Source organism: Streptomyces olivochromogenes, from assembly GCF_001514115.1.
GTDB classification, from domain to species: Bacteria; Actinomycetota; Actinomycetes; order Streptomycetales; family Streptomycetaceae; genus Streptomyces; species Streptomyces olivochromogenes.
The window spans coordinates 465,325-488,879 of sequence record NZ_KQ948455.1 but is presented as its reverse complement, the minus strand read 5'-3'; the positions used below and the strand labels follow the sequence as shown (position 1 = coordinate 488,879).

The 23,555-nt window shown below is 66.1% G+C and carries 22 protein-coding genes and 1 tRNA gene; 8 read left to right on the top strand and 15 right to left on the bottom strand.

The window, feature by feature from the left end; all coding sequences use genetic code 11:
* Nucleotides 1-173: 173 nt before the first annotated feature.
* A complete protein-coding gene (locus AQJ27_RS17290) occupies nucleotides 174-635 on the bottom strand; it encodes a response regulator (RefSeq protein WP_067368984.1) in 462 nt (153 codons plus the stop codon).
* 233 nt (nucleotides 636-868) lie between these two features.
* Between AQJ27_RS17290 and AQJ27_RS17285 the strand changes: the two genes are divergently transcribed.
* Nucleotides 869-940, top strand: a tRNA-Arg gene (locus AQJ27_RS17285).
* Nucleotides 941-1,269: 329 nt separating this feature from the next.
* Here AQJ27_RS17285 and AQJ27_RS17280 read toward each other — a convergent pair.
* The 4 genes from AQJ27_RS17280 to AQJ27_RS17265 form a co-directional block, all read right to left on the bottom strand.
* Nucleotides 1,270-1,449, bottom strand: a complete 180-nt coding sequence (locus AQJ27_RS17280; protein WP_235613529.1) for a hypothetical protein — start codon at nucleotides 1,447-1,449, stop codon at nucleotides 1,270-1,272.
* Nucleotides 1,450-1,973: 524 nt separating this feature from the next.
* Nucleotides 1,974-3,347 carry a tyrosine-type recombinase/integrase gene (locus tag AQJ27_RS17275; protein WP_067368978.1) on the bottom strand — a complete coding sequence of 458 codons (1,374 nt, stop codon included), beginning with the start codon at nucleotides 3,345-3,347 and terminating at the stop codon, nucleotides 1,974-1,976.
* Nucleotides 3,344-3,514 carry a helix-turn-helix transcriptional regulator gene (locus tag AQJ27_RS17270; RefSeq protein WP_067369362.1) on the bottom strand — a complete coding sequence of 57 codons (171 nt, stop codon included), beginning with the start codon at nucleotides 3,512-3,514 and terminating at the stop codon, nucleotides 3,344-3,346. Before AQJ27_RS17270 ends, AQJ27_RS17275 begins: the two co-directional genes overlap by 4 nt.
* Nucleotides 3,514-4,776 (bottom strand): replication initiator, encoded by a 1,263-nt coding sequence (locus AQJ27_RS17265; protein WP_235613538.1) that lies wholly within the window; start codon nucleotides 4,774-4,776, stop codon nucleotides 3,514-3,516. The genes AQJ27_RS17270 and AQJ27_RS17265 overlap by 1 nt, the downstream gene beginning before the upstream one ends.
* On the opposite strand from AQJ27_RS17265, the gene AQJ27_RS58670 reads away from it, so the two are divergent.
* Nucleotides 4,705-4,935 (top strand): hypothetical protein, encoded by a 231-nt coding sequence (locus AQJ27_RS58670; protein ID WP_067368972.1) that lies wholly within the window; start codon nucleotides 4,705-4,707, stop codon nucleotides 4,933-4,935. The genes AQJ27_RS17265 and AQJ27_RS58670 overlap by 72 nt on opposite strands.
* A gap of 57 nt (nucleotides 4,936-4,992) precedes the next feature.
* On the opposite strand, the gene AQJ27_RS17255 is transcribed toward AQJ27_RS58670, so the two are convergent.
* From AQJ27_RS17255 to AQJ27_RS17225, 7 genes are all read right to left on the bottom strand, one after another.
* Nucleotides 4,993-5,238: a SpdD protein gene (locus AQJ27_RS17255; RefSeq protein ID WP_067368969.1), complete on the bottom strand. Its 246-nt coding sequence runs from the start codon at nucleotides 5,236-5,238 to the stop codon at nucleotides 4,993-4,995.
* Between the two features lie 25 nt (nucleotides 5,239-5,263).
* Complete coding sequence (locus AQJ27_RS17250) at nucleotides 5,264-5,458, bottom strand: hypothetical protein (RefSeq protein WP_067368965.1); 195 nt, start codon at nucleotides 5,456-5,458, stop codon at nucleotides 5,264-5,266.
* A gap of 15 nt (nucleotides 5,459-5,473) precedes the next feature.
* Nucleotides 5,474-5,665, bottom strand: coding sequence for a mobile element transfer protein (locus AQJ27_RS17245; RefSeq protein WP_096239860.1), 192 nt, complete (start codon nucleotides 5,663-5,665; stop codon nucleotides 5,474-5,476).
* Between the two features lie 12 nt (nucleotides 5,666-5,677).
* Nucleotides 5,678-6,304, bottom strand: coding sequence for a DUF2637 domain-containing protein (locus AQJ27_RS17240; protein ID WP_067368962.1), 627 nt, complete (start codon nucleotides 6,302-6,304; stop codon nucleotides 5,678-5,680).
* An 88-nt stretch (nucleotides 6,305-6,392) separates the two neighbouring features.
* Entirely contained in the window at nucleotides 6,393-7,772 is a 1,380-nt protein-coding gene (locus AQJ27_RS17235) for an FtsK/SpoIIIE domain-containing protein (protein ID WP_067368958.1), read from the bottom strand.
* A complete protein-coding gene (locus tag AQJ27_RS17230) occupies nucleotides 7,772-8,128 on the bottom strand; it encodes an SCO3933 family regulatory protein (RefSeq protein ID WP_010985166.1) in 357 nt (118 codons plus the stop codon). Before AQJ27_RS17230 ends, AQJ27_RS17235 begins: the two co-directional genes overlap by 1 nt.
* A 177-nt stretch (nucleotides 8,129-8,305) precedes the next feature.
* Nucleotides 8,306-9,094 (bottom strand): GntR family transcriptional regulator, encoded by a 789-nt coding sequence (locus AQJ27_RS17225; RefSeq protein ID WP_010985167.1) that lies wholly within the window; start codon nucleotides 9,092-9,094, stop codon nucleotides 8,306-8,308.
* Between the two features lie 107 nt (nucleotides 9,095-9,201).
* Between AQJ27_RS17225 and AQJ27_RS17220 the strand changes: the two genes are divergently transcribed.
* From AQJ27_RS17220 to AQJ27_RS17205, 6 genes are all read left to right on the top strand, one after another.
* Nucleotides 9,202-9,609 carry an NUDIX hydrolase gene (locus tag AQJ27_RS17220; protein ID WP_067368948.1) on the top strand — a complete coding sequence of 136 codons (408 nt, stop codon included), beginning with the start codon at nucleotides 9,202-9,204 and terminating at the stop codon, nucleotides 9,607-9,609.
* A gap of 46 nt (nucleotides 9,610-9,655) precedes the next feature.
* Complete coding sequence (locus tag AQJ27_RS17215) at nucleotides 9,656-10,084, top strand: ATP-binding protein (RefSeq protein ID WP_067368946.1); 429 nt, start codon at nucleotides 9,656-9,658, stop codon at nucleotides 10,082-10,084.
* 179 nt (nucleotides 10,085-10,263) lie between these two features.
* A complete protein-coding gene (locus AQJ27_RS60500; protein WP_341866080.1) occupies nucleotides 10,264-10,422 on the top strand; it encodes a hypothetical protein in 159 nt (52 codons plus the stop codon).
* Entirely contained in the window at nucleotides 10,419-10,796 is a 378-nt protein-coding gene (locus AQJ27_RS52155; RefSeq protein ID WP_079065037.1) for a hypothetical protein, read from the top strand. Before AQJ27_RS60500 ends, AQJ27_RS52155 begins: the two co-directional genes overlap by 4 nt.
* A gap of 406 nt (nucleotides 10,797-11,202) precedes the next feature.
* Nucleotides 11,203-12,918 (top strand): ATP-dependent nuclease, encoded by a 1,716-nt coding sequence (locus AQJ27_RS52150; RefSeq protein WP_079065036.1) that lies wholly within the window; start codon nucleotides 11,203-11,205, stop codon nucleotides 12,916-12,918.
* A 305-nt stretch (nucleotides 12,919-13,223) separates the two neighbouring features.
* Nucleotides 13,224-13,685 (top strand): DUF4265 domain-containing protein, encoded by a 462-nt coding sequence (locus tag AQJ27_RS17205; protein WP_067368940.1) that lies wholly within the window; start codon nucleotides 13,224-13,226, stop codon nucleotides 13,683-13,685.
* Between the two features lie 389 nt (nucleotides 13,686-14,074).
* On the opposite strand, the gene AQJ27_RS17200 is transcribed toward AQJ27_RS17205, so the two are convergent.
* From AQJ27_RS17200 to AQJ27_RS17190, 3 genes are read right to left on the bottom strand one after another with little or no spacing between them, the layout of a single operon-like run.
* Nucleotides 14,075-17,050 (bottom strand): DUF499 domain-containing protein, encoded by a 2,976-nt coding sequence (locus tag AQJ27_RS17200; RefSeq protein WP_067368937.1) that lies wholly within the window; start codon nucleotides 17,048-17,050, stop codon nucleotides 14,075-14,077.
* Nucleotides 17,051-17,052: 2 nt separating this feature from the next.
* Complete coding sequence (locus AQJ27_RS17195; RefSeq protein WP_159064364.1) at nucleotides 17,053-19,836, bottom strand: DUF1156 domain-containing protein; 2,784 nt, start codon at nucleotides 19,834-19,836, stop codon at nucleotides 17,053-17,055.
* Complete coding sequence (locus AQJ27_RS17190; RefSeq protein ID WP_159064363.1) at nucleotides 19,833-22,991, bottom strand: helicase-related protein; 3,159 nt, start codon at nucleotides 22,989-22,991, stop codon at nucleotides 19,833-19,835. Before AQJ27_RS17190 ends, AQJ27_RS17195 begins: the two co-directional genes overlap by 4 nt.
* Between the last annotated feature and the right edge of the window lie 564 nt (nucleotides 22,992-23,555).

Below are 23,555 nucleotides of genomic sequence, written 5' to 3'. Positions count from 1 at the left end.
GCCGCACGACGGCCGACGGAAAACCCACCACTCTCACGGATCTCACGCAGCACCGGTCATCGATCACCGATCACCGATCACCGATCACCGACACGGATGGGCAGGTGCCCGCAGGGCCGACCACCGCCAACCACCGCCGCCCCCTCATCACCACTCAGCGGCGCGGCACCCGCTCAATGACCGGCGCGCTGGGCCTCCTCGGCCCCGACCTCCTCGGCGCCAAGCTCATCCGGACCGAACGCTTCCTCGCCAAAGACACCGCCCCCACCGGCCCCACTCCCCCGCCGCTCCATCAACTCCCGTACCAGTCGCACGAGTTCGGCGGGCTCAAAGGGCTTGGCAAGAAAGGCGTCGACGCCGACGTCGAGCCCGCTCTCGACCTCGTACTGCGTACAGGCGCTGACGATGGCGAGGGGAAGATTCCGGGTCCGGGGATCGGCACGCAACCGGGCGGCGGTACGCAACCCGTCGAGCCGAGGCATGACCACATCCAGGGTCACGACATCGGGCCGCACGTGATGCACGACGTCCAGGCATTCGGCACCATCGGCCGCGGTCACGACCTCGATGCCCTCCAGCTCGAGGTTGACCCTGATCAGCTGCCGGATGACCTTGTTGTCGTCCACAACAAGCACCCGACCGGACGCGCCTGGCACAACTCGAGAGTAGGTCCGCGCCCACCGCGCCGTCCGGGTTTTCCCCACTTCCACCCCCGTCCGGGGGTCCAGACCACCCCAAGGACGCCCCCCGCGGACGCCTCCACTCCCCCACCCCCCAACACCGCCCCGCCCCCACATAAACCCATGCCAGTCCCCCACGAAAGAGCTGGTAGGGTTCTACCCGTCGCCGCGAACACCGCGCCCGACACGCCCCCGTAGCTCAGGGGATAGAGCAACGGCCTCCGGAGCCGTGTGCGCAGGTTCGAATCCTGCCGGGGGCACCCTGTATGAGGTGCCCAAAGACCCCGTCACCAGCGGAAACGCTGAGGCCGGGGTCTTCGCGTATGTGCAGCCAGGTGCCGCCCGGAGCGGCCGTATGTCGGGGTCCGTGGACGAGGCGTGGACGGGATCTTGAGGCGTCGTCACAGGTGAGCGTCTTAAAACAATGAGGCCTGCACCACCGCCAGACACCGCACCCCGGACATTGATCACGCCGCGGGGAGCACCGACTGGCTACCCGTAGGGATGGCCGGCACCGCGATGAGGCGCACCAAACTCTCGTCCACAGTCGATACGGCCCGATCAGGAGGGGCCCGGCCGGCCCGACCGCTTACGACGGCTGACGATCATCGGTCCCACCATCTCGTGCGGTGTTCCGCAGAGCTCCACGGGCCTCGCGCCAGGCTGAGAACAGCTCGGGGAGTTGACGCAGAAGGGCGGCGATGAGGGTGATCAAGAGGCCCAGGAAGCCGAAGACGGCCAGGGCGCCACTGATTGCGACGTGTTCCATGGCAACGAGCATGGGTCTGGCCTCTGACCAGGGCAAACGTCGAAATTGGGCACAGTTTTTCTATTTTTGAGCATGCCAAAGATAATACTTTTGTAGCTCCACGGCGACCCTCTTGCAAATTGACGGAGCCGTGAGCTGCGCTGATCGAATTCTTCGGCAGCCACAGGCTTATTTAAGCGACTCCGCTTAAGCAATATCGGCAGCCAATGAAGTTGACGGCGAAGTTGACCTGAAACATGCGGTCTTGGCCGGGAAGGTGCTCTTGACGATCGGCTGAAGACATCTCGGGCCCCCTCCGCCGTGACTGCGTTGATCAATGGCGCATGGGCGCTGGAGGCCTGTGGATGGTTTACGCATGACGCGCCGCTCGCCTGCTCGTTCGAGTCGTCCTCCGGGAAACATCGACCACGGGGTAGACCTGCCGACCGTCGCGCCGGTACTCAACCGGCGCGACCGGCGAAGGAATCGATAGAAGCGAGGCCCCTGGACAGATGACGAGCGACCTCAGATTTGGACAGGTGATGTCAGTCGTACTCGCGGAGCAGGTCCTCGATGCGCCTGTTGGCGACATCCTGCCGTCCGTCGAGGCATTTCGCGTAGCGGGTCAGCAGGACCTCGACGCTGTTGCCAGCGCGCTCGGCCACCTCCGTGGGATCGACACCCGCGTTGAGCCACGTGGACAGGGCCGAGTGCCGCAGGTCGTACGGCCGACTCGCGAGCGGCGAGGCCGCGACAGCCGTTGGCAACGCGAGGAGGCGAGCCTCCTGCCAGACCCGGTAGTAGGTGGACGACGGAACGACCGAACCCTTTTCGCTGAAGAAGAGCCGCCCGTCGTCTGTCGTGCCGAAGGTGGCCAGGTGCTCGCGGAGCACAGCGACGAGGTGGGGCGGGATCGGCACACGCCTGACGTCCTCAGCCGGGCGGTTCTTCAGACCGCGGTCGTCATGGGTCTCCCCCGAGTCCGTCCATTGCCTTCCGACCGACGGACGCGTTCGGTGGAGGAGAGCCGATCCCCAGCCCTGGGGAGGCAGAACCAAGTCCGTCTCGACGAGGCCGATCGCTTCAGCCGGCCGGAGACCGCCGAAGTACATGGCAGCGAAAAGACCCACTAGGCGCCGACCACGGGCACGCCGGTAGCCACCCACGTAGGAGACGGCCGCCAGGAGATTGCGAGCCTGCTCAGGGTTCGCGACAACGCGAGGGTCAACCTGGTTCGAGACCTTCGGTTTCTGCCAGCGCACGGCTGTGATCGGGTTTTCGCGCAGCTCCCCCAGGTCCACCGCGTAGTTGGCGGCGTTGACGAGCGTGCGCCGCTTACGCCGCACGGTTTCGGCTGCCGCAGCCGTGCCGTCGAGCTTGAGTTTCAGCGAGTCCAGCACTGCACGGGCCGTGGCGGGTTCAGCGAGATCGGCGAGTGGCCGCGATGCCTTGGACACCCAGTGAAGGACGTTCCGTACATCGTCCGGGACCTCTCGGTCATCGGGTCCCGGCAATACGAAGGCCCAGTTGCGGAGCGCTTTACGGATGTCCTGGTCGGACGGTCGTCCAGCCCGCTCATCGAGGAGCTCCACAGTCACGCTGGTTAGTGATTCGTTGATGCCGTCCCGCGTATTGGGAGCGGCGTGGGGCCACTTCATCGCGAGGTACCTGAGGGCGAAGTCGTACCACGACACGGCCGACTTCTTCTGTTCCATCGAGTCCGGGAGACCGGACTCCTTGTCGAACTCCTCACCATCGCGCATCGCGCGCATGAGCTTCGCGCGATAGTGGTCGGCAAGCGCCTTGGTGCGGAAGGAGTCGGAGAAGACGTTGCCCGCCACGGACCAGCGGACGCCGTATGAGGGCGTTTTGGTATCGCGCTTGCGCACAGCCCAGACCTTCACGTCGAGAGACTTCACGCTGCGGCCTCCAGCTGTCGCAGCCACGTGGTGAAGTCACTCCGCCACACTCGGAGCTCCCCGTTGGGCAGCTTGAACGCGACCGGCCCATATCCCAACTCACGCCAGCGGTAGAACGTCCGGCGTGAGACGCCACCCAGCTCATCCAAGACTTGGCGAACGGTCATCAGCTCGTCGCGACGTGGGTCCACGTCGGTTCTCCTTCCGTGCCAGGGGCGGGTTCGAGGGATGCGGCAAGCCAGGCTTCGGCACTGCTGAGGCCGATGCCGGCGAACACCCAGTGCGCGAGGACGAGGGTCGTCATTTCGGTCTCGCCCTCGGTGGCTGCTGCGGCTTGAGCGCGGCGCCATTCGGCGCGGGCCGTGCGGAGGGCGCCGAGGGTGGTGGAGTAGCGGCGGGACTTGGTGGAGAAGTGGCCGCGGAAGCCGAGCATGTGAGCCCAGGCCCGGAGCCGGAGATCTTCTAACTCCTTGCGGGCGCCGAGGGCCCAGGCGGTGCGGATCAGTCGGCGGGCATGGTCGCTGATGTCGAGCTGGGCGAGTTCGGCGAGGAACTTGAGCGGGCGGTCGAGAGCTCCCGTGGCGGTCTCGGCGCCCTTGGTGGCGTACTTGGCGATGTACGAGGCAACGGCCCGCTCGGTCAGCTCCTGACCGCCGTCGAAGTCGGCGGATCGGATGGTGCGGACATCGATCTGACGGCCGAAGGTGAAGGTGTGGGCGCGTCCGTCGATGACTGGGCCGTCCACGCGGACGTGGGCAGCGGCGGCGCGTATGGCGTAGGTGAGCAGCTCGGCGGTAGCCCAGGCCGGAGGCGGGGTGTCGCCTCCCTCGGGGCCGTCGATGCGGATGACGGCGTGGAAGTGGACAGCGCCGCGCTTCTGGTACTCGGCGACCTTGGCGAAGGACACCCGGGCGTGCTCGCGGAAGGTGCGCTGTGAGAGTCCGGCCCGCTTGGCGACCTCCCGGCGCAGGTAGGTGGAGAAGCGCCGCCAGAGCGGACCAGCGTGCGCGTTCCAGAGAACGGCGGCTTCGTAGTCGTACGCGTCCGGTTTGAGAGGAGTGCCGAGCGCGGCGTCGTCCTGGTCGTGGAGGACCCCGCACCGGCAACGGCGAACTGAACCGGCCGGACCCGAGGGGCGGTTGTGGACCGGCCCGAAGCTGGGGGCGGTGAAGGTGGCGAAGACGCGGGGGTGTGCGGCGACGCGTTCGGGGACGCCCTTACCGCCGCGCAGGCCGGAGGTGATCAGGTGGAAGGTGTCGCGGCGGTAGACCTCCGCGCAGGCGGCGCAGCGGGTCGTGCGGCGGTTGTTGCAGCGGACCAGGAGATGACCGGCCGGGAGGCTGGTGGAGTCTAGGCGGTGGAGGACGTTGCCGATCTCGCCGGTGCGCGTGTTGACGTCGTATTCGGTGCGGTGGCCGTCGAAGCGGATCGGGTTGGTGCAGCCGCCGAGTCCGGAGAGCTGCCGGAGGATACCGGGCAGGGTGCCGTGCTGGGCCAGCTTGGCGAGTTCGGGCAGTGGGGGCGGGGTGGGGCGGGTGAAGATGGCGTTCTCCTTCTGGCTGGCTTGCTGGCTGGTCAGGAGGGATGAGCCCCGGGGCGGCGGATGCTTGGCCGTGTCGAACCGCCCCGGGGCATCAGGCGCCGTTCAGCGCCGGTGGTGGTCGCGGAGCATCGAGCGCAGGACCACGGCGGCGATGGCGACGGATATGGCCGTGACGGCGACGGCGGCCAGGAGCGCGGTCAGCACGACTCCGCCGACGAGGACGGCCGCGACCGCTCCGGGACTGATGGAGATCTGCGGGAGCGTGCGTCGTACGGGTGCCGCATCGGCCGGGGCGTGGGTGTGTGCGGGCGGCGGGGTCGGGTTGTCGGGGTACTTGGGCAGGAACACAGCGAAGCTCTCCTTATCTACTCGTCTAGTCATGTGTGCCGTTGACAATGCCCACGCCGGAACGCGTGCCGGAGTCGATGGCGGGGGCCATGAAGGTGTGCGAGAGCAGGAAGCCGAACAGGGCGATCACGACGACGATCCAGGTGCGGACGCCGAGGAACTTGACCGCCCCCCAGGCGATGAAGCCGAGGACGACGACGAGCGGGAGGCTGACGGTCACGTGGTGCGGGTCCTTTCAGCGGACGGGGCAGCGGTGGGTACGGGCGGCGAGTTCGGCGGCGGCGCGGCTGTCGTAGTCGGCGGAGAAGCCGCAGCGCGGTGCGGTGCAGGCGGCGGTGTGCTTCTCGTGGCCCCGGTCGTCGTACGACGTTCCGACCTGGACGGGACCGATGCGGGTGACGGAGCGGAAGCGGCGGTTGGGGATCACTCGGATGTCCTTTCAGAGGTGGGCGGCGATGGCTTCGGCCATGGGTGCGGGGACGCCGAGCCGGGCGCGGAGGGTCGGGGTGTCGATGACCGTTCCGGTGCGGGTGTGGTGTTCGGCGGCGACCTTGCGGGCGTGCTCGACCAGGGCAGCCGGGACAGTCACGGCAGGCGGAGCGGGGGTCGGCTCGGGAGCCGGTTGTCCGGGGAGCTCCGGGGCGGGATCGGGCGCGTCCTCCTGGTCCTGCACGTCCTCGGTGTCCTCGTGCGGGGCCGGGGCCGGGGTCGAGTGGGCGAGGAGGGTTCCGCCGAGGAAGGCGACCGCGGGCCAGCCAGCGACGAGGATGCGCAGCCATGCCGGCACCTGCTCCAGGTCAAGGAGTCCGGCGGTGGCGACGTTGGCCCCGAGGGACGCGGTGAGCGCGATGACGAACCAGCACCAGCCCGCCGCTTTCGCGTCGCCGGTCCGCAGTCGGCGCCAGGCGGCGACGAGCAGCAGGTCGACGGAGATGGGATACGCCCAGGCCTTCCATCCGTCCTGACCGGCCGCCGAGGCGACGTCGTGCAGGTGGGCGAAGGACAGCGCTGCGGCGATGAGCGCCTGGACGAGTACCGCGTCGATACGGGCCAGTTGGGCGCGCATGCTGCGGCTCCTTCCGGATTCAGGCGTGGCAGGGGTAGGGAGTTGGCGCGAGGCGGTCACGCCGACCGGGGTGGGGAAGGGACGAGCGTCAGCCGGTCACGGGGCGCGGCTGGAGTACCGGGGCCGTCACAGTCTCGACAGGCCGCACGGGCGCGTCGGGCCGGAAGCGCTTGAGCGCGGGCAGGTCGGGCACCAGGTGGGCCGACTCGCGGCAGATCTCGGCGGCCTCGCCGAGGGAGAGATACGGCGTGCGAATGCGGGACCAGCCGCCGGAGGTGTCACCGGCAACGGCCAGGCCAGGCCGTTCGGGCGCGATGGCGCACGCAGCGGAGACGGCCTCGGGGGCGATGTCGCCAAGGGCCATCTTGGCGGAGGCTTCGTCGTTGACGCGATGGCAGACGCGGCCGGTCAACTGGGCCCGGAGCATGGTCGCTCCCTTGCCTAGCTCGGCGCCGAAGCGCTGCCCGCAGACCTCCAGATAGATACCGGCGGCTCGGCCGAGCTGAGCGAGGCGGATGAGCTGGGTGACCATCTCGTCGCGCCGGTCCTCGTCCTTGCGGGTGGCGACGAGGAAGAGTTCGGCCACCTCGTCCACGAACAGCACGATGGGTACAGGGCGTTCGTGCTCAGGCAGTCCCCAGATGTCCGAGGTGATCTCCTCGTCGGGGGCGTCCGGCGCGATCCCCTGCCGGGCCTTGATCAGGTCGTATCGGTCCTCCATTTCCTTGACGAGCACCGGCAGCAGCTCGGCCGCCTGCTCCGGGTCAGTGGCCAGCGCCGAAAGCCGGGCGGCGAACGGCGACAGCTCCACACCGCGCTTGCAGTCGATGCCGACCAGGGCGACGGGTTGCGGGGCGAGCCCGGCGACGAGATGCCGCAGGTACATGGACTTGCCGGACAGCGTTGCGCCGAGGGTCAGTTGATGAGGAACGCTCCGGTAGTCCCGCACGAAGGGAGTCGCGTCCTCCCGCAGCGCCACAGGCACCTTGAGGAACCCGCCATCAACCTTGCGCGGCATCCGTACCCGCCGCAGCACGTCGAAGCCGACGAGCCGCAGCTCGACCACACCGGGCTTGACGGTCGTGACGTACACGGCGTGGACGCCCCAGGCGTGCCGCAGCCGTTCGGCCGAGGCGGCGACGTCGGCGGGTTCCTGCCCGGGGGCGAGCCGCAGACGAAGCCGTAACCCGGTGGACGTAGGCCGGATAATTCCCCGACGCGGCGGTATAGGGCGTATCTCGCGTCGGGTGGTGGCCTTGACCGCCAGGACCCGCAGCCGGGAGGGAGCGACGGTCAGGCCGCAGGCCTCCATGACGGAGCTGTAGGAGCTGAGCAGCCGGGCCGTGGAAATCGGGAGGCCGACCGTGGACCAGTAGACGCCGGGGCGCTTGGCCCGGGTGTAGGCAGCCCCGCCGCCGAGCGCGGCGACAGGACCACCCACCTCCAGAAGCGTTGCCAGATCGGTCATCAGGCCGTGGCCCCCATGGCGGCCGGGAACGCGGCCGGAGTGACGGCGGCGGAGCGGTAGGCGATGCCGTGCCGCTGCTGCCCGTTGAACACGCTCTCCCACGGCCGGGCCACGAGCCCCGGCAGCGAAACCGGAGCGCCGAGCGCGAGCCCCTCCGAGACCCCGCTCTCCGGAACCGTGACCTTGATGAGGGAGGACTCCCCTTCCTCGATGTAGACGACGCCGATCGTCATCAGTGCCTCGCCGCTGTTGATGTCCTTGGCGATCTCGCCGGTCTGACGGTCGCGGACCTTGGGCTCGGGCGCCTCGGTCAGCAGGATCGTCGCGGCCGAGGTCTCCACACGGATGGTGCGCAAGAGTTCTTCCTGTCTACTCGTCTATACAAGATGCAGCCTTCGAACCCGATCTCCGGGAACGACGACCACCCTGCCACACGACTTGCCCACTCGTCTATACGAGTATGCCTGTCGGCGTGTACGAGTTCCGGGAAGCGACCCCGCGCACCACCGCGGATCACCCGCCACTCACGCCGATCACGTCGCCGGGAGCTGGTACGACAGGACGTACGCATCCGCCGCCATGACCGTGTCGCAGACCTCCACGGCCCGCCCTTCGGTGTCGTACGCGGTGCGGATCAGGTGGATCACGGGCACGCCGGAAGCCAGCCGGAGCGTCTTGACCTCGGACGGCGAGGGCATCCGGGCCCGGATCTCCTCCTCAAAGTGGTCGAGGCGGTGGCCGAGCTCCTCAAGACGGGCGTAGATGCCGCCGGGGCCAGGGTTGGGCTCGGCGATCGGCGTGTCCCGGGCGATGTCGAGCGGGAGGTACGAGGTGGCGAACTCGACCGGACGACCGTCGAGCAGATACCGGCGCCGGCGAGCGAGCACGCGCCGCACGGACCCGAGCCGGGTGGAGATGTCCTGGCTGGCCTTCTCCTCCTTGACCTCCAGGCTGTCCACCTGCGGGTGACTTCCGGCGGCGTCGGCCTCGACGATGAACGCGGACTTCCCCTGTTCACGGTGGCGCCGGGCGAACCGGTCGGAGGCGAGCCGCCGCACGGGTGGCCGTGGTCGCACGAAGACGCCCTTCCCGTGCTCGGCATGGACGAGCCCCTCGCCCTGGAGGATGGAGAAGGAGTTCCGGACGGTCATCCGGGACACGCCGTAGTGCTCGACGAGCTCAGCTTCCGAGGGGAGCTTTTCGCCCTCCTTGAATCGCCCACGGTCGATGGCCTCGCGCAGCTGGTCGGCGATCTGCCGGAACACCGCACGATCGCTCGTGGGGTCCAGATCGCCGAGCAGACTGGTCGGGAGTGAGGTCACGAGTACTCCTTTAGGTATCTAGACGAGTGGGCGAGTGTTGTTGCTACGGTGGAGAGCCTAGCCATCCGAGAAGGCCGAGGAACGTGACCACTGACCGCCCGCACTCCGTGAGCGTTGCCGGAGTCATTGTCGACGACCAGGGCCGAGCCCTGCTGATCAAGCGTCGCGACAACGGTCACTGGGAACCCCCGGGTGGCATCGTCGAGCGGGAGGAAACCCTCCCCGAGGCGCTTCAGCGCGAAGTCCTCGAAGAAACCGGAATCAAGATCGCGCTTCCCGCGACCCTCACCGGCGTCTACAAGAACATGACGGGCCTGATCGTCTCTCTGGTCTTCCGCTGCAAGGCCGCCGACGGCACACCCACCACCGGGGACGAGACCTACGCACTGCGCTGGGCCACCCGCGAAGAAGTCACCGAACTCGCCGACGAGGCGTACGCGATCCGCGTCCTGGACGCACTCGACGCGGCATCTCCGCCGGCCATCCGCGCCCACGACGGCGTGAAACTCGTCTAGCCCGAACCCGCTGCACATGGCGGCCTACCAGCACGAAGGAACTTGTATGCACGAGTATACGAGCACTGCGCGGGTCTGGGGACTCACTTGCCCAGGTTTCCCCGAAGAGGTCAGCAGGGCCCGCCGCTGGACGCGGGACATCCTGCGCGGCTCGCCGTTGGCCGAGGACGCCGAACTGATCGTGAGTGAGCTGAGCGCGAACGCGATCCTCCACACCGCCAGCGGACAGCAGTCTGGCAGCTTCCATCTGGCTCTCGCGGTCTCTTCCCAGGTGGTTGCCCTGTCGGTCACGGACGACGGCGGCACCGGGACGACACCGAAGGCCGAGCACGCCGACCAGGACGCCACACAAGGGCGAGGCCTCGGCATGGTCAGCGCAATCGCCCACCGGGTCCTGGTCCACGACAGCCAGGCCGGCCACACAGTCACCGCGGAACTCTTCACGAGCATCCGCCCGGGGGGCCACCCGTGCTGACGTCGACTCCCGAGGACTTAGCCGCGGCGGGGCAGGACGGCACGTACCGCTGCTGGGCCACGGCCTACCCGCTGCACGAAACCAGCTCCATCCCCCTGGGATCACACGATGCGACAAGCCCACGCCTCGCGATGCGATGGCTTCGCGAGCGCACGAGGAACGTCACGGACCAACTCGACATGGCATACGCCCAGCCGGGCCGCTACTGGCTGCGCGACGAGACCGAGCACGAACGAGCCCTCGCCTACCTGACCGCAGGCACGGCCTACCAACTCACCTTGCACGACGAGAACACGCGCTACGTCCTCGTGGCCTACCCGCCGGGAGCGACCCCGTGAACGGATACACCCGCGGCTTCTGGTGCGAATGCTGGACCGAAGACCTCACCCAGACGCGACAGCCGACCCTCCGCGGCTCCTTCGACGCCAACTCAGCCGGACAAGCAGACCGCTGGATAGCCATCGCGCTGCGCACCATCACACCAGCACTGGACCCCAGAGCCTCCGACGAAGCATGGGAATGGCTCTACGAGGGCCGCATCGAGACGAGGAGAGCTCTCCTGTGCTCGGAACCCTGCACAGTCACCATCAACCAGGACGGCACACGCATCACTTGGACGGCCCGACCAGCGCTCTTCCTACCCCTGGCGCACCGGAGAAGCCTTGAACTTCCGCGCTGCGCGTATGACTTCAAGCCCCACGCGACCGACTGAGTTACAACTTTCTCTACTGGTTCAAGGCGGCTCGCTCCGCTCTCCGCGCGCGGCCCGGCCCCCGGCCGGGCCTGCGCTCCTGTCTCCGCCCCGCTCCAGCCCGGCCGGCGCCCGTGCCGCGCTCACAGCAACCAGCCATCTGATGCGAGAAAAGAGGTACCCCGTCGCTGGGCAGCCGGCTCCACAGCTTTGGCCTGTCCTCTATCGGGGCTCGTAACGGCTGGCCTTAGGACGGCACTCGTCCACGAGACAGGCTTGAAGCAGCTACCGCACGGCGTCCGCTCCCTGATCACGCTTGACTCCCGACCGGACAGGCCAGAGGCCAACCTGTTCCGCTAGCCCACGGATGGACTGCAATCCACACGTTTTGATCATGCCATCAAAGATCATCTGACACTATGCCGCCATGACGCAGACTGCACCCGCACTTCCCCACTTGACCATTCACGCTAACGAGGTGTTCACGTCAAATCTGGAAGCGAACCCTGAATTCCTCACGCTGGACGACTGGTCGATTCCCGTCAGCTTTTTTGTTGGCAGGAACGGAAGTGGAAAGTCAAAGACGGCTCACGCCATCGCCCGCAGATTCGGGGCGCAGACGCGAATCTTGTCCACCGACAGACTTTCCGGGCTGATGTCGTACTCGGTATACCAATGGGGGTCAACGCCCAGCGAAATGAAGGGTATCCCCATCGGAGAGACCGAGCGTCAGCAGATGACGAACACCATGCGAGACAAGGGAATGGGAAATGACGAATTGTACACCCTTAAGGAGGAACCTGAAGTATGGCTGCGCGTCGCAGCATTTCTCCGCCGAGCGCTTGGAAGGGTAATCGAGCTTCGAGAAAGTGCAGGATTCCTCGATCCGTATGTTCGGATTGGCAATATCGAGTACTCACTGCTACGTGAAGAAGGGCATGGTCTCAGAGAACTTGTCATCTTGCTCGCCGCCGCATATCGACAAGACTGGCAGCTTTTGATTGTGGATGAACCTGAACTCCACTTGCATCCCTCCATGGCCCGACTTTGGGTTACTGAGCTCAGTATGGAATGCGAACGATCTGGCAGACGAGCAATTATCGTTACGCACGAACCCACCCTACTCAAACCGAAGAGCGCGAATGATTTGGCCGCTATTTGGTACTTCAGTGCCGGCCGAACGCCAACAAAACTCTCGCAACATGTACTCGACGCACAGAAAGATCGCGTAACTGCCTCGTTGCAGGGGAATCCACAGCTGGTAAGTCAGCTTGTTTTCTCGCCTCGGCCGGTTTTGGTTGAAGGGCCACACGATGTCGCAGCATTCACAGTATCCCTTGGCCGCACCCAACCACCTGAAGTTGTGGCACAAACCGACCTTGTAGAGTGCGGCGGGAGCGGAGCGGTTGCCCTTTGGTTTGAGGTGTGCACGAAGGTCGGCTTGGATGTAAAATCGGTGGCCGACCTCGATGCATGCTTTGCTCCTGAAGTACGGCGGGCAATGGATGCCATCTCCAAGGTGACCGAGGGATATCGCAATGAGCTAGCCATTGATCCACCCACCACCATGAATGCGCTCAAGCAGCTGATCACGGCCATGGATACCGCAAAGGTGAAAAGCGACCCAAAGAGCCGGGGGGCATGGTTGGCGTCATCTGTTCCAGAAAACTCAGGAAACTCCGTCAGGAAGAACAAGCTGCTCGAAATCTGGCGAAGTGCGGGACTCTGGCTGCATCCTCAAGGAACCCTGGAGGATGTCTTGTCGATTGAAAACAAGGGTGCCGATCAAGCCAGAGTGGCCGCTCAAAAAGAGGGAGTTATCGACGAGGTTACCAACTGGTGTGCCTACTCGCTTGATCTGATGGGTGACGTCTTCATTCTTCTCGAGGCGGCCGTCGAGAGGATTGCACACTCAGTAATGGAGAGTCAGCGCCTAAACCCGGAAATTGCGCTCAATAGTCCAGTAGGGCCCTCATCCAAGACTGATTCGAGAATCGTCACCGTGGAATGTATATCTGAAGGACGTCACCGCCTAACCGTCCACGCGCCTAGGGAGTTCTCTGGGTATTGGGTTGAATTCTCTAGAGATACTCCGTCATCCCAACTAAACCTCCATCCCCCCCGCGAGGGCCATGGGACATGAATTCACGCTCGGCATAGACACTGCAGCAGTATTGAGCTGAGGGCTCAGGCCCCGCCGTTCGTTGTCACGGGTAGGCCGTCGCAGCTCGTTCTGGTCGACGACATTGGCAACGTGGCTAAGGGCGGTGGGGGTGCAGCGAGGCACACGCGTGCCTGGTCGGTCGGCGCACCCGCCGTCGTGGCTGGCTGTCGTCGGCTGAGGCAATGGCGAACCTGCCTTCCACTCTGCGCTGGTGTGCTCAATCACCCGCCTGCGGCCGACGTTGCAGGGCCGGGCACCCTTGGCGGCATGATGGTGGCCCGTACGTGAAGGTGCACTTCCGGCTTGAGGTCAAAGACAACTGGCCCCCGGCATGGGTGGAGAGCCTGTGGGCCGTCGATCAGGGCGACGGCACCGTGCGGCTCGACGACATCCCCTGGTTCGTTCGAGGCATCTCCTGCGGAGACATCCTGGCCGTCGAGCCCGACGAGGAAGACGTGCGATGGGCCGGCGAGGTCGTTCGTCGTTCCAAGAACTGCACCATCCGCCTCATCGTGCTGCGCGGGGGCGGCACCGGCGCCGCACGGCAGAGCGTGATCAACGCGTTTCAGGAACTCGGCGTCGACGGCGAAGGGACCGAGCAGTTCCGCATGGTCGCCCTGGACGTCCCGCCCACCGCCGATCTCACCAAGGTGCAACGGTTGCTGAAGCACGGCGTCACCAAGGGCTGGTGGCACATGGAAGAAGGGTGCATCACCGCGGAGTGGCGTGCTGCTTCCACCAGCTGACGCACCTTGTGCACTCCATAGCTGGGCCGTCCCCGGGCCGTCCGAGGTCGCTCAACAAGGACCAACGACGACCAATGACGACCACTCAGCCGCATGTGAGACGCGCCCTGAGCTGCGAAAACCCAGCTCATCAAGATCCCCGACAAGACCCAGGGCAAGAAGAAGTAAGCCGGCCCGACTCAGCCTCCTGCCTATAGCCTTCGCGCGGGCAGGAGGCTCAGGGTCATGCGCGGACCTCAGCACACCGGATACACCGGCCGGGGCACTGCGATTCCGCGTCCTTTTCCAACCCCTCAGCCTCCGGCCAATCGCGGTTCGGCACAGGGCAATCCTCTGCCCGGCTGCGCTTAATACCAGTGCCTTGGCGTCCGTTCACGCCGCCCGACTGGCTAGAAGTCGTCGTCCTCGACCCTAACGCGTGCCCCTGCCTGTATGGCCTTTTGCTCAATCGCCCCCTGTGCGCCCTCCGTGGTGATAAGCGTGACGCTCAGGCTCATGAGCTGATGGTTAGCGCTGGGTGCGTCTAGGACCTTGCTCAGTTCCTTAAGGAGTTGCCAGACCTGCTCACGGGCCTCTGGGGCAGTAATGCTGCGGTTGGTGAGTTCAACGATGTATCGCTTGAAGGAGGTGGGATCCGAGCTGCCAGGGGTGCTATCTCCGGTGCCGGCCTCGCTGGCCTGTCCTGCCGTAGCCCGATAGTCCTGGTCGTCGACGCCAAACAATCCGCTCGGCCCTCCGCCTCTGACTGGCTCGCCCGGCTGCTTAGGGATCGGGATCGTCGTCGTGCTCTTGGACGGAACACCGGCGGCAGGCACAGTCTCGGCCGCCTTGACGGCGCGGCGAAGACTCTGGCTGATGGAGCCAATCGAGATTTGTTCCGGGGAGGCGATGGCGAGCTTGTCACCGTCGGAGTCTGCCAGTTCCCAACCGCTTCGAAGCAGAGCGAAGATTGCCTGGCGTATCTCGTCGGTCGCGGCAACCAGGGGGAACATCGAGTTCTTATAGAAAGATTGCACGACTTCGCGCGGTGTCAGTGTGCGCTCGAAATTATCCAGCAGGGCTGCGAGATAGTCCGCCGAGAGTCCTGCCGTATTCGTTGCGCGACCAGCCTCGACGAGCGCCGCCCACACCTGATCGCCGCGCAAGGATGTCTTGCCGTCGTCGTCAAGTCGCTTGAACTCCACATGCAGCCCGTCCGAGGCTCGGACAAGGTAAGCGTAGTGCTGAAAGGCCTTTTCGATGTCCTTCTTGAGCTTGTCCTCAGCCTCGGTCACCTTGGTGGTGGCTTCGCGGAATTCGTCGACGTCCTCAGGGCTGATCTGCTTGAGCACACTGCGCCAGGCGAGGACTTCCCTGGCTCGCTTGCGCGCCACGTCCCGCCGCTGTGTGTTCACACAGGCCACGACGCAGCTGGCGGCATTGTCCACGCGCAGAGCGTCGGGTCCGAGCCCAAGGAGAGCGGTAATTTCGGCGCGGCTGACAGTGTCCTTGCCGTTGAGCAGAGTCCAGCGGCGTGAGTCGAGCACGACGAGGCGGGTGACGGCCGAGTCCACCCCGTCAAATGTGCGCGGGAGGTCGATGTCCCCGGTAGCAATCGGCGCGTCGATGAAGCGGATCTCGTCGAAGGTTCCGCGCCGAGCCAGTCTCTGCGTCTGCTCCCAGACCAGCTTTTCGCACGAGGGTGGGTCCACGAGCGCAAGGGAGGCGGTGAAGTACATCCGGAGCGTCTGCCTGATCGACAGGTAATAGCGCCCGGGTGCGTTGGTCGGCTGGGTGATCTCAAGTGCGCCAAGGCCATCCTCGCCGGTAAGGGCGTTGAAGATCTCCTCAGCGTCCGTGTAGGGGGACCCAGGCTTCGGAGTCGGCTCGAGGATGGCCGCGAGCATCTCGGCCTTTGTCGCCCCCCGACCGCCGCGCGGGCGGGCGACCATCGAGTAGCAGAACAGGGCGGTGGCCATGCGCACGCCCGCGTGGTCCTGGCGAGCGGTGACACCGGCAATGCGCAGCCGCTGGTCGATGGCGACAGCGCGTCCTGCGGACCCGTCTGTGCTCGTGATGTCAGTGGTGGCGACGGAGCGATAACCTTGGATGGCCCGGTCGTTGCCCATGAAGAGGCCGGAGGACAGCAACTGCTCGAGGGCGGTGGTGAGGGGGATGTCGCCGACGCCGATGAGGGCTGGCGCCCAGCGCCCGGCCTGGTGCTCGGTAACCCAGTGCAGCGCGGTCCGGGCGAAGATCGCGACCGTGGAGCGTACGCGCTGGAAGTTCTGGACCTGTGACCACTCCTCTCGCACGAGTCGCATGAGCTCGGGGTGGAAGGGGTAACTTGCTTCGACTCGCTCGGCGAAGCCTGTCAACGCACGGTTCGGGCCGAGCTTGTCGAACACTTTGTCTCGCCAAGCGGTGTCGCTTGCCGTGTCGTACTGCTTGGCCAAGTGCGACGCCGCAGCACCCACCTCGGCCGGCTCGAACAGGCGGCGCTGGATGATCGAGGCGAAGTCGTGGGACTCAGTCACCGCAACCCTGCCATCCGGGCCGTTACGCACAAGCCGGTCAGACACATAGCTGCGGAAATCATCAGCGAGCGGCGGATATCCGCGCTCGTCCAACTCGCTACGTATCATGACCACGACACATACGACACGGGGAACGTCGTCGCAGGCATCCATGAGGGCATTGAGGAACGCCTTCTCGTTGGGCATGCGGTCGACGTTGGTCGCGTCGGCGAGCTGCAGGGCGTAGTCCATGAGCTCGTCAAGAAGAATGAGTACCGGCCGTCCCGCGTCGCTGAGCGCTTGCTGCAGCGTCCCCTTGTTTGGCCCGCCCTCGACGTAACGCTGGTAGCGGTCCATATCGCCGCCCGTCAGCGACCAGAGGAACCGCTCGAACAGGTTCGTGGCCGGGCCGAATGTCTCGCTGGGCTTGCCTGGGCTGAAGTAGTCGGCCGTGAGGACGACGGCCTGGGCGCAAGTGAGGTCTACGTCGCGGCCACCCTGCCCCGCTTCACTGCGGACCTTCCGGCCCAGCTCTGTGGCGAAGAACTCCTGCGGTGAGTTGGCCATGTGGTAGAGACCGACAAGGGCATGGCTCTTGCCTCCACCCATGCCTTGGTCCAGGTGGAACAGCGCCGTGGTCTCGGCGTCGGTGCCTAGCCGACGAGCAACGCGACTAAAGAAGCCAACGAGATTCGGGGTGGGCTGGGTGATGTCACCGTAGTAGTCGACCTTGCGGTAGGGCACGTCAACGGTCTGGTAGACAGCCTTGTGCAGGCTCATCTGCAGCTCGCCCACTGAGCCGTCGGACGCGGTGACCTCGGGCCGGAGCGTGAGGACATCGGCCCAGTGCGAAGCGGTGCCGGTCGACATGCTCAGGACTCCTTGGTGGTGAACGGCAGGGTGAGCTGGTCGTCGCGCTCGCTGGCAGCAAGCTCAGTGGCGACGTGGTGCGCAAGGTTGGCGATGGTGCCTGCGTTGCGCTGAACGGCGGTGAGAGCCTTGGCCACTGTGTCGCTGGGAGGCAGCTGGGCAAGGATCTCCCCGACGACGGCCCACAGGTGCGCGTCAGTGGGCTGCCGGTCAGACTCAGCGACGACAGCGGCAACGCCTTCGGTGGCGCCCTGGTCCCAGGCGGCGGCCATAGCCCGGACCACCTCGAACGTGGAGGACTTGTCGTTGACGGCGCTCGGGGCGTCGAGACGCAACTTGTAGCCGCTCTTGCTCTCCGTGAGTAGCGCGCCGCGCAGATCCTCCAGGCGGAGGTTGTCCGCCTGCGCCTGAAATCGGGCCTCGCCCTTGGGAACGTCCGACCGTGCGAAGAGCCGCTGCCAGAAGACGGCGAACCGGGTCGGTGCGTCAAACGTCTCAAGTGGCAGCTCGTCCAGCTTGAGCGCTGTGGCGTCGCGGACCGCGGTACGCGCCAGCGTGAGGTAGCGGTCGAGCTCGGCCTGGCTGCCGTCGGGCTTGAGAATCTTGGCGTAGCGGCCGAAGACCTCCATCGCTGGCCCATACGCGGCCATGAGCTGGTCATTGAGGGCCAAGCCGTCACGGTCCCACTCCCGTACGGCGGTCTTGACTCGCTCGGCGACCTCACGGTCGACCTGAGCGGCGGTAGCGACCGGCCGGTTCACGGCGGCAACGCGACAGCCAATCGCGACTGTGACCTTGATGCTCGCCACCCCGGTCGAGGCCGTCTCGGTCCTCGACGGCCACGAGCTCGTGACGACGAAGCCGGCATCGTGAAGGGCTCCGAGCAGCCGTCGCCACGCGTCAGGGTCGGAGTGCCCGAACACAACGACGAGGTGGCCGTCCACTCGCAGCACGCGCCGTGCCTCGCCGAAAGCACGGCTGAGCATTTGCTCGTAGAAGTCGCGGGTTCGGTGCTCACCCGGAGCATTGCCGCGCTTGACGATGATCTCGTCGGTCTTGTCCTGCAGCCCTGGAACATCGAAAAGATCGGGGAACACGTCGAAGAGGCAGCGCTTCAGCCAGACGTGAAAGAGATCCGACGCGTCGGCGTAGTCGATCATGTTGTAGTACGGCGGGTCGGTTACGACCGCATCCACCGACCCGTCGCGGAAGGGCAGGGCTATCGCGGAGGCGCGGCGGAATCGGCCCGGCCGTCCTGCATCGCTTCCCTGGATGACCTTCTTCAGCGCCTGCAGGCCGCTGTCAGAGACGCTGTCCCAGGTGCCCGGTCCGGTGCCCGGCCCGGCCTCGAGGTAGTCGAACTGGAAGGACACCTTGCTCTCGTCCGCGAAGATGTCGTGGACCTGGACCCACGTGCCCTTGCGCGAGGCGTTGCCACCGAAGGCAGCGAGCTTTGCGCCTCGGGTGGAGCGCCGAAGTCGTCGCTGCATGTTTGCTGCCGCGTAGGCCGTGAGCGCGTCCGCGTAGTCGGTGGTGAGTCGCGCAGCCAAAAGGTCGGTACGAATGCCCCGAATGGCGCGGACTGTCTCGGTGAAGAGAAGGGCCTGTCGGTCGTTCATGAGGGCGCCGTAGGTGCGGTAGCCGTAGCCACTGGCCCGGATTGTGTCTTGATTGCCAGGCGGGATCGCCTCGTCTGGAACAGCAGTGAAGGGGCCGAAGCTGTCGAGCTGGGCAAGGTCGACGGACTTCGCGGCTGTAATCTCGTCAGCCGTCGGGGCGCGGAAGGTCTTGCCGACCCCCTCGTTCTCCTCACCGACGGCGAGGAGTTCGTCCTCATACTGACCACCGAAACCCTTCGCCTTGACAGTGTCGAGCGTGTGGACGTGTCCGCAGGACGGAAACGGGCAGCGAGCACTCTTGCCCTTGCGGCCCGCCGCGGCCGAGAACGTCGGCTGCTGGGCGGGGTCTCCGTCCACGACCTGGGGACGCCACCGGTCCCCGTCGATGACGAGTTCGAGCGACTGCCCGTAGTCCCCCTCACGCCCAGACGGAAACTGCAGCCGCATGCCGCCGATGAGCGGGAAGCGCCGGCGGCACTGGTCACAGGGGATGCTGACGGCCCACAGATACGCCCAGGGCACCTTGCCGCGGCTATCGGTCGGGTAGTAGGGCGCGACAGCCTTGGCCACACGCTTGTTCACTTCAGCGAGTACGGCGCGGACATCGCGCAGCAGCCGCGGCTCATCGTCGCTGAAGAGTCTGTCTTCCGGCTCGGCTCCACTGGCGAAGGGAACAGCAGCCTCAGTCGACCAGTCGCGCAGCGGGTAGTCGGCAAGGAGGCGCCCACCCAGCGTTGCGACCGGGCTGAGGTCCGTTCCGACAGCGGTCGCGCCGAGGCGCGCTGCTTCGAGGGGGATGATGCCTCGGCCACTGAAGATATCGAGTACGACGGGGCGACCGGAGGGGTACTCCTCCGCGATGGCTTCGCGAAGTCGACCCAGCGCAACGCTGCTGCCCGCCTCTACGGCCAGTCGGACATCTGCGTGAAGGTCATCGCGGTCAGGTAGCAGGGTGGTAAGTACGGCGGCACGGGCCTGCGCGATAGGGCGAGAAGCGAACCAGGTGAAGAGCGCCTTCTCGCTCCGGCCGGATCCCGCCGGAGTGCCGACGGCAGCGTCAACCGAGGAGCACGGGAACCAGTGGTCGATCAGGCGGCTGCGTACGTCACTGGCGGGATCCGCGTTGGCCGTTGCGCCAGTCGACGGCGCTTGGGTGGTGGTGGTCACCGATGCTCTCCCATCAGCCGACGTAGGTCGGCAACCTTGATCTGAAACCGCTCGATGCGCCGTGGCCCGGTGGCTAGCAACCCAGCCGGGTCCTGGGCGCGGACGAGGACTGTCGGCGATATGGCGCAATCGGCAACGACGTAGAGCCAGTAGTCCTGGCCGCGCTGCTGCGCCTGAGCCCACTCGTGCTGCTCCAGCCACACCGGCTCCAAGCCTGCGTGGAAGCCCTTGACCTCAACGAGGCGTTGTTCTCGGGTCGTGCGGTGCCGGGCGAGCAGGTCGTAGCCGACGCCAGCGGTCTGACGGTCGTCCACGTCGAAACCAAGCCGGTCCAGCTCGGCCAGAACGGTGGCCACCGCGACCGCCTCGCTGTCCGGGTCGTAGCCGAGCTGATCGGCACGGGCCTCACCGATGACGTGTGCCCAACCGACCAAGCGGGGAGCGCTCTGCCCGACCTTGTTGATGTCATCGAGCTGCGCGAGACGGTGGCGCTTGAGCTCCTCGAAGCGAGACATCCGCTCACGCCGTTCGGTGGCGGGCAGATCCTCGAGCTCGTCCATGTAGCGGTACTCGACCTGGTCAAGCTGCTGGCGCGCCTTGTCGACCCACGCCTCCCGCTCCGCCCGCGCGCGGACGACCTCGCGCGTGAGCGCAGCGCGGGCTTCCAGTTCGCTGTCGTGCCTCAGCGCTGGCGACAGGGGCGGCGCGACATGGCTGGCTCCGGTCGGCCGGAGCAACATGAGGGACTCCCAAGCGCTCTCGAATGCTCCGGCGCCGGAGTACCGGATGAGGACCGGGGACTTTCGCCGCTGCCGGCGGACGCCGTCGTGTACCTCGACCTCGGCGTCGTAGACCAGGACGGTGTAGTTCGTCAGCGACGCGGGGTCGCTGAGGACCGTGCCCCGGATGAGCTCGCTCTCACCGGTACGCAGCGCAAGGTCGGTCAGTTCGGCGAACGACTCTTCGGTAGGCCCAAGCACGATGACGTCGTCCAGCCCCTGAGAGCCGTCATTGATCGCCTGCCGAACGGAAGAACCGTCAGCAGCGACCAGCGCCTCGTGCTCACCGCCGAGGGTTGGCGGCAGCAGCCGGGCCGAGTTGACCCGGCGGATGCCCTTGGCCGGCCCCGGGCCGAGGCGCCACTGCTCGGCACGGGCGAGCTGGTCGACGAAGCCGTCAACTATGACGGGGTTGATCGCCTCGAGGCGATCGCTACGGAACCGGTCGAGCGCGGCCTCGGTGTTGGCGGGCGTGTGAAGCCGGTCCTCGTCGCTGACCAACTCCTGCGCCTTGGACAACAACTCGGCTGTATCGGGAACCGTGACGGCCTGACCGGCTTGAGCGTCGATGAGCGCGCGGGTGTAGTCGAAGCCAGCACGGGCGGCGGTCGCGTCGAGCAGATCGAAGATCCGTCCGTCGAGCGCTTCTCCGGCGGCCTCCAGGTTGCCGAGCATGACCTCCTGGACCCGGCCCTCACGGGTATCGGGCGCAACGAGGTGGTAGATGTGCACCGGCTTGGTCTGGCCGATACGGTGCAATCGACCCATGCGCTGTTCGAGGCGGACAAGGGACCACGGAATGTCCCAGTTGACCATGACGTGGGCGGACTGCAGGTCGATGCCCTCGCCGCCGGCGTCGGTGGAGACGAGGACCTGGAACTCACCGGCGAGAAACCGCTGCTGGAGCTGGTCGCGCTCATGGTGCCTGACTGCACCCTCGAGGGTCTCGACGCTATACCCGTCGTGGGTGAACTGACTGGCGAGCCAGCGGGCAGTGTCGGCGAACTCGGTAAAGATGAGCAGCTGGCCTTGCCCCGGAGCGATGCCGTGGTGGGTGAGAAGCTTCTGGGTGCGGAGCCACTTCGTGGACGGGCCAGCGGTCGTGGCCAGTCGAATGGTCGCGATGACCCCGTCAATCGCCGTGAGCTCTTCGCTCTTGCTGCGGCTGCGAGCATTGACGACGATGTCCTCGGCGCGCTCCCATACCTCGTCGTCCTCGACGGCAAGGTTTACTGAACCGTCACCCTGAGCGAACTCGTCAGGTATGGGGCCGTCGACTCGGCCGGACGCTGGGCCCTTGAGGGCCTCGTGCCGCCGCGCGATCGTGGCGGCAGCGGCCACCAGTGCAGAGGCGGCTCGCTTGCCGTAGATCGAGCGGGCCAGGGTTGCGTTCTCGCCGTAGTAAGTGTCGACGTAGTCCATCACCGCGGTGTAGGCCGCGAGTTCGGGGCCGCTGAGGTCGACCGACACAGTCTCGGCGTACCGAGGCGGGAAGAGATCATTCCCCTCGAAGTCCTTCAGCTCCTCCTTCATCCTCCGCAAAAAGGACAATGTCGAGGGCCTCAGCGCATTGTCGTACTCGGTCTGTCGCGGGTCCCAGGGGTACAGCGTGGGGTCGAGGAGGCTGAGCAGGCCACGGAAGTAGTGCTCCTTGCCCCGGTGCGGCGTTGCGGTCAGCAGCAGGAAGTGGTGGGTGCGGCTCGCCACATCCCTTGCGGCGCCGAGGTACTGAGAAGTAGGCGTCAGTCGGTGCGCCTCATCAAAGACCGTGAGCGACCACGATGCCCGGGCCCCGGAGATCTTGCGCCGAACGTCCGTGTTGTAGGTGTACAGGTCCACACTCACAACCCACACGCTGACGCGCGGGTCGAGGTCACGAGGGTCCCTGGCCACGTCAGGAGTGACCGTGGCCGCCTCAATCGCGAAGTAGCGGCGCAAGTCCCGCTTCCACTTCTCCACGAGGTGCGCGGGTACGATGATCACCGTTCTGCCAGGTATCAAGCCTCGCCGCGTACCCTCGGCGATGTACATACCTGTCATGATCGTCTTGCCGGTGCCCGGTTCATCGGCGAGCAGGAATCGCAGGCGTGGCTGGGCCAGCATGTGGCTGAATACGGCCTCGTCCTGGTGCGCATACGGCCGCAGCGGGCGCGTGGCAAGGACAGCAGAACGGATACGGGGGACGGCGTACTGCATCCACCGGCCCCACAGTGCGGCCAGCGCCCGGGCAGGATCACCATCGGCATCATTGACAGGCACGACAGCCGCATGCAATTCAGCAAGGCTCAGCGCAACGTCGGTGAGTGTGCCATCGCTGCGGCGCACGACGAGGTCGACGCCATCGCCAGCACCGGTAGCCGCGACGACGGTAGCCATCCCTCCGTCGATGAAGAGTTGGCTACCAGGGGACGGTAGATCGTCCGAGTCCTTCCCGCTCATATCTAACCCCGCTCGCGGCTGACAGTGCCCACCGGACCACGCCCACTAGAAGTCCTTCGCGGCGCCCAGTACCCCCCGGACACCACCGAGAATCGTGCAGAACTGTACGTGTTTCTAAGAGAGTTGGTTACCAAAGACCTCTGGGACGCCGCACTCGCGCACGTCGCTGACGTGGCCCCTCCGGAGATAAAGCATGACTGGTTAACGGTCGTGTGGATCATCATGCATACCGCGAAGGTGATGTGGAGATTGCGTGATCAAAGCGTGATCCATGTCAGGCATCACCGCGAACGCGACCAGCGACCGTGAGCATGCGTCAGCACCACAATCGCGGCGACGTCGACCGCGCCTGCGGGTCTCTGGACGTCTGTTGCTGCCGCCCCCCGTCCCCGGCCAAACGCCAGGGAGGCGCAACGGAGCGGGACGGTGGCGGAATACTCCGGCTAACGCGTGCACTGGCTACCTCATGCGTCGGCACGCCAGTGCGGACTACCCGTTGAA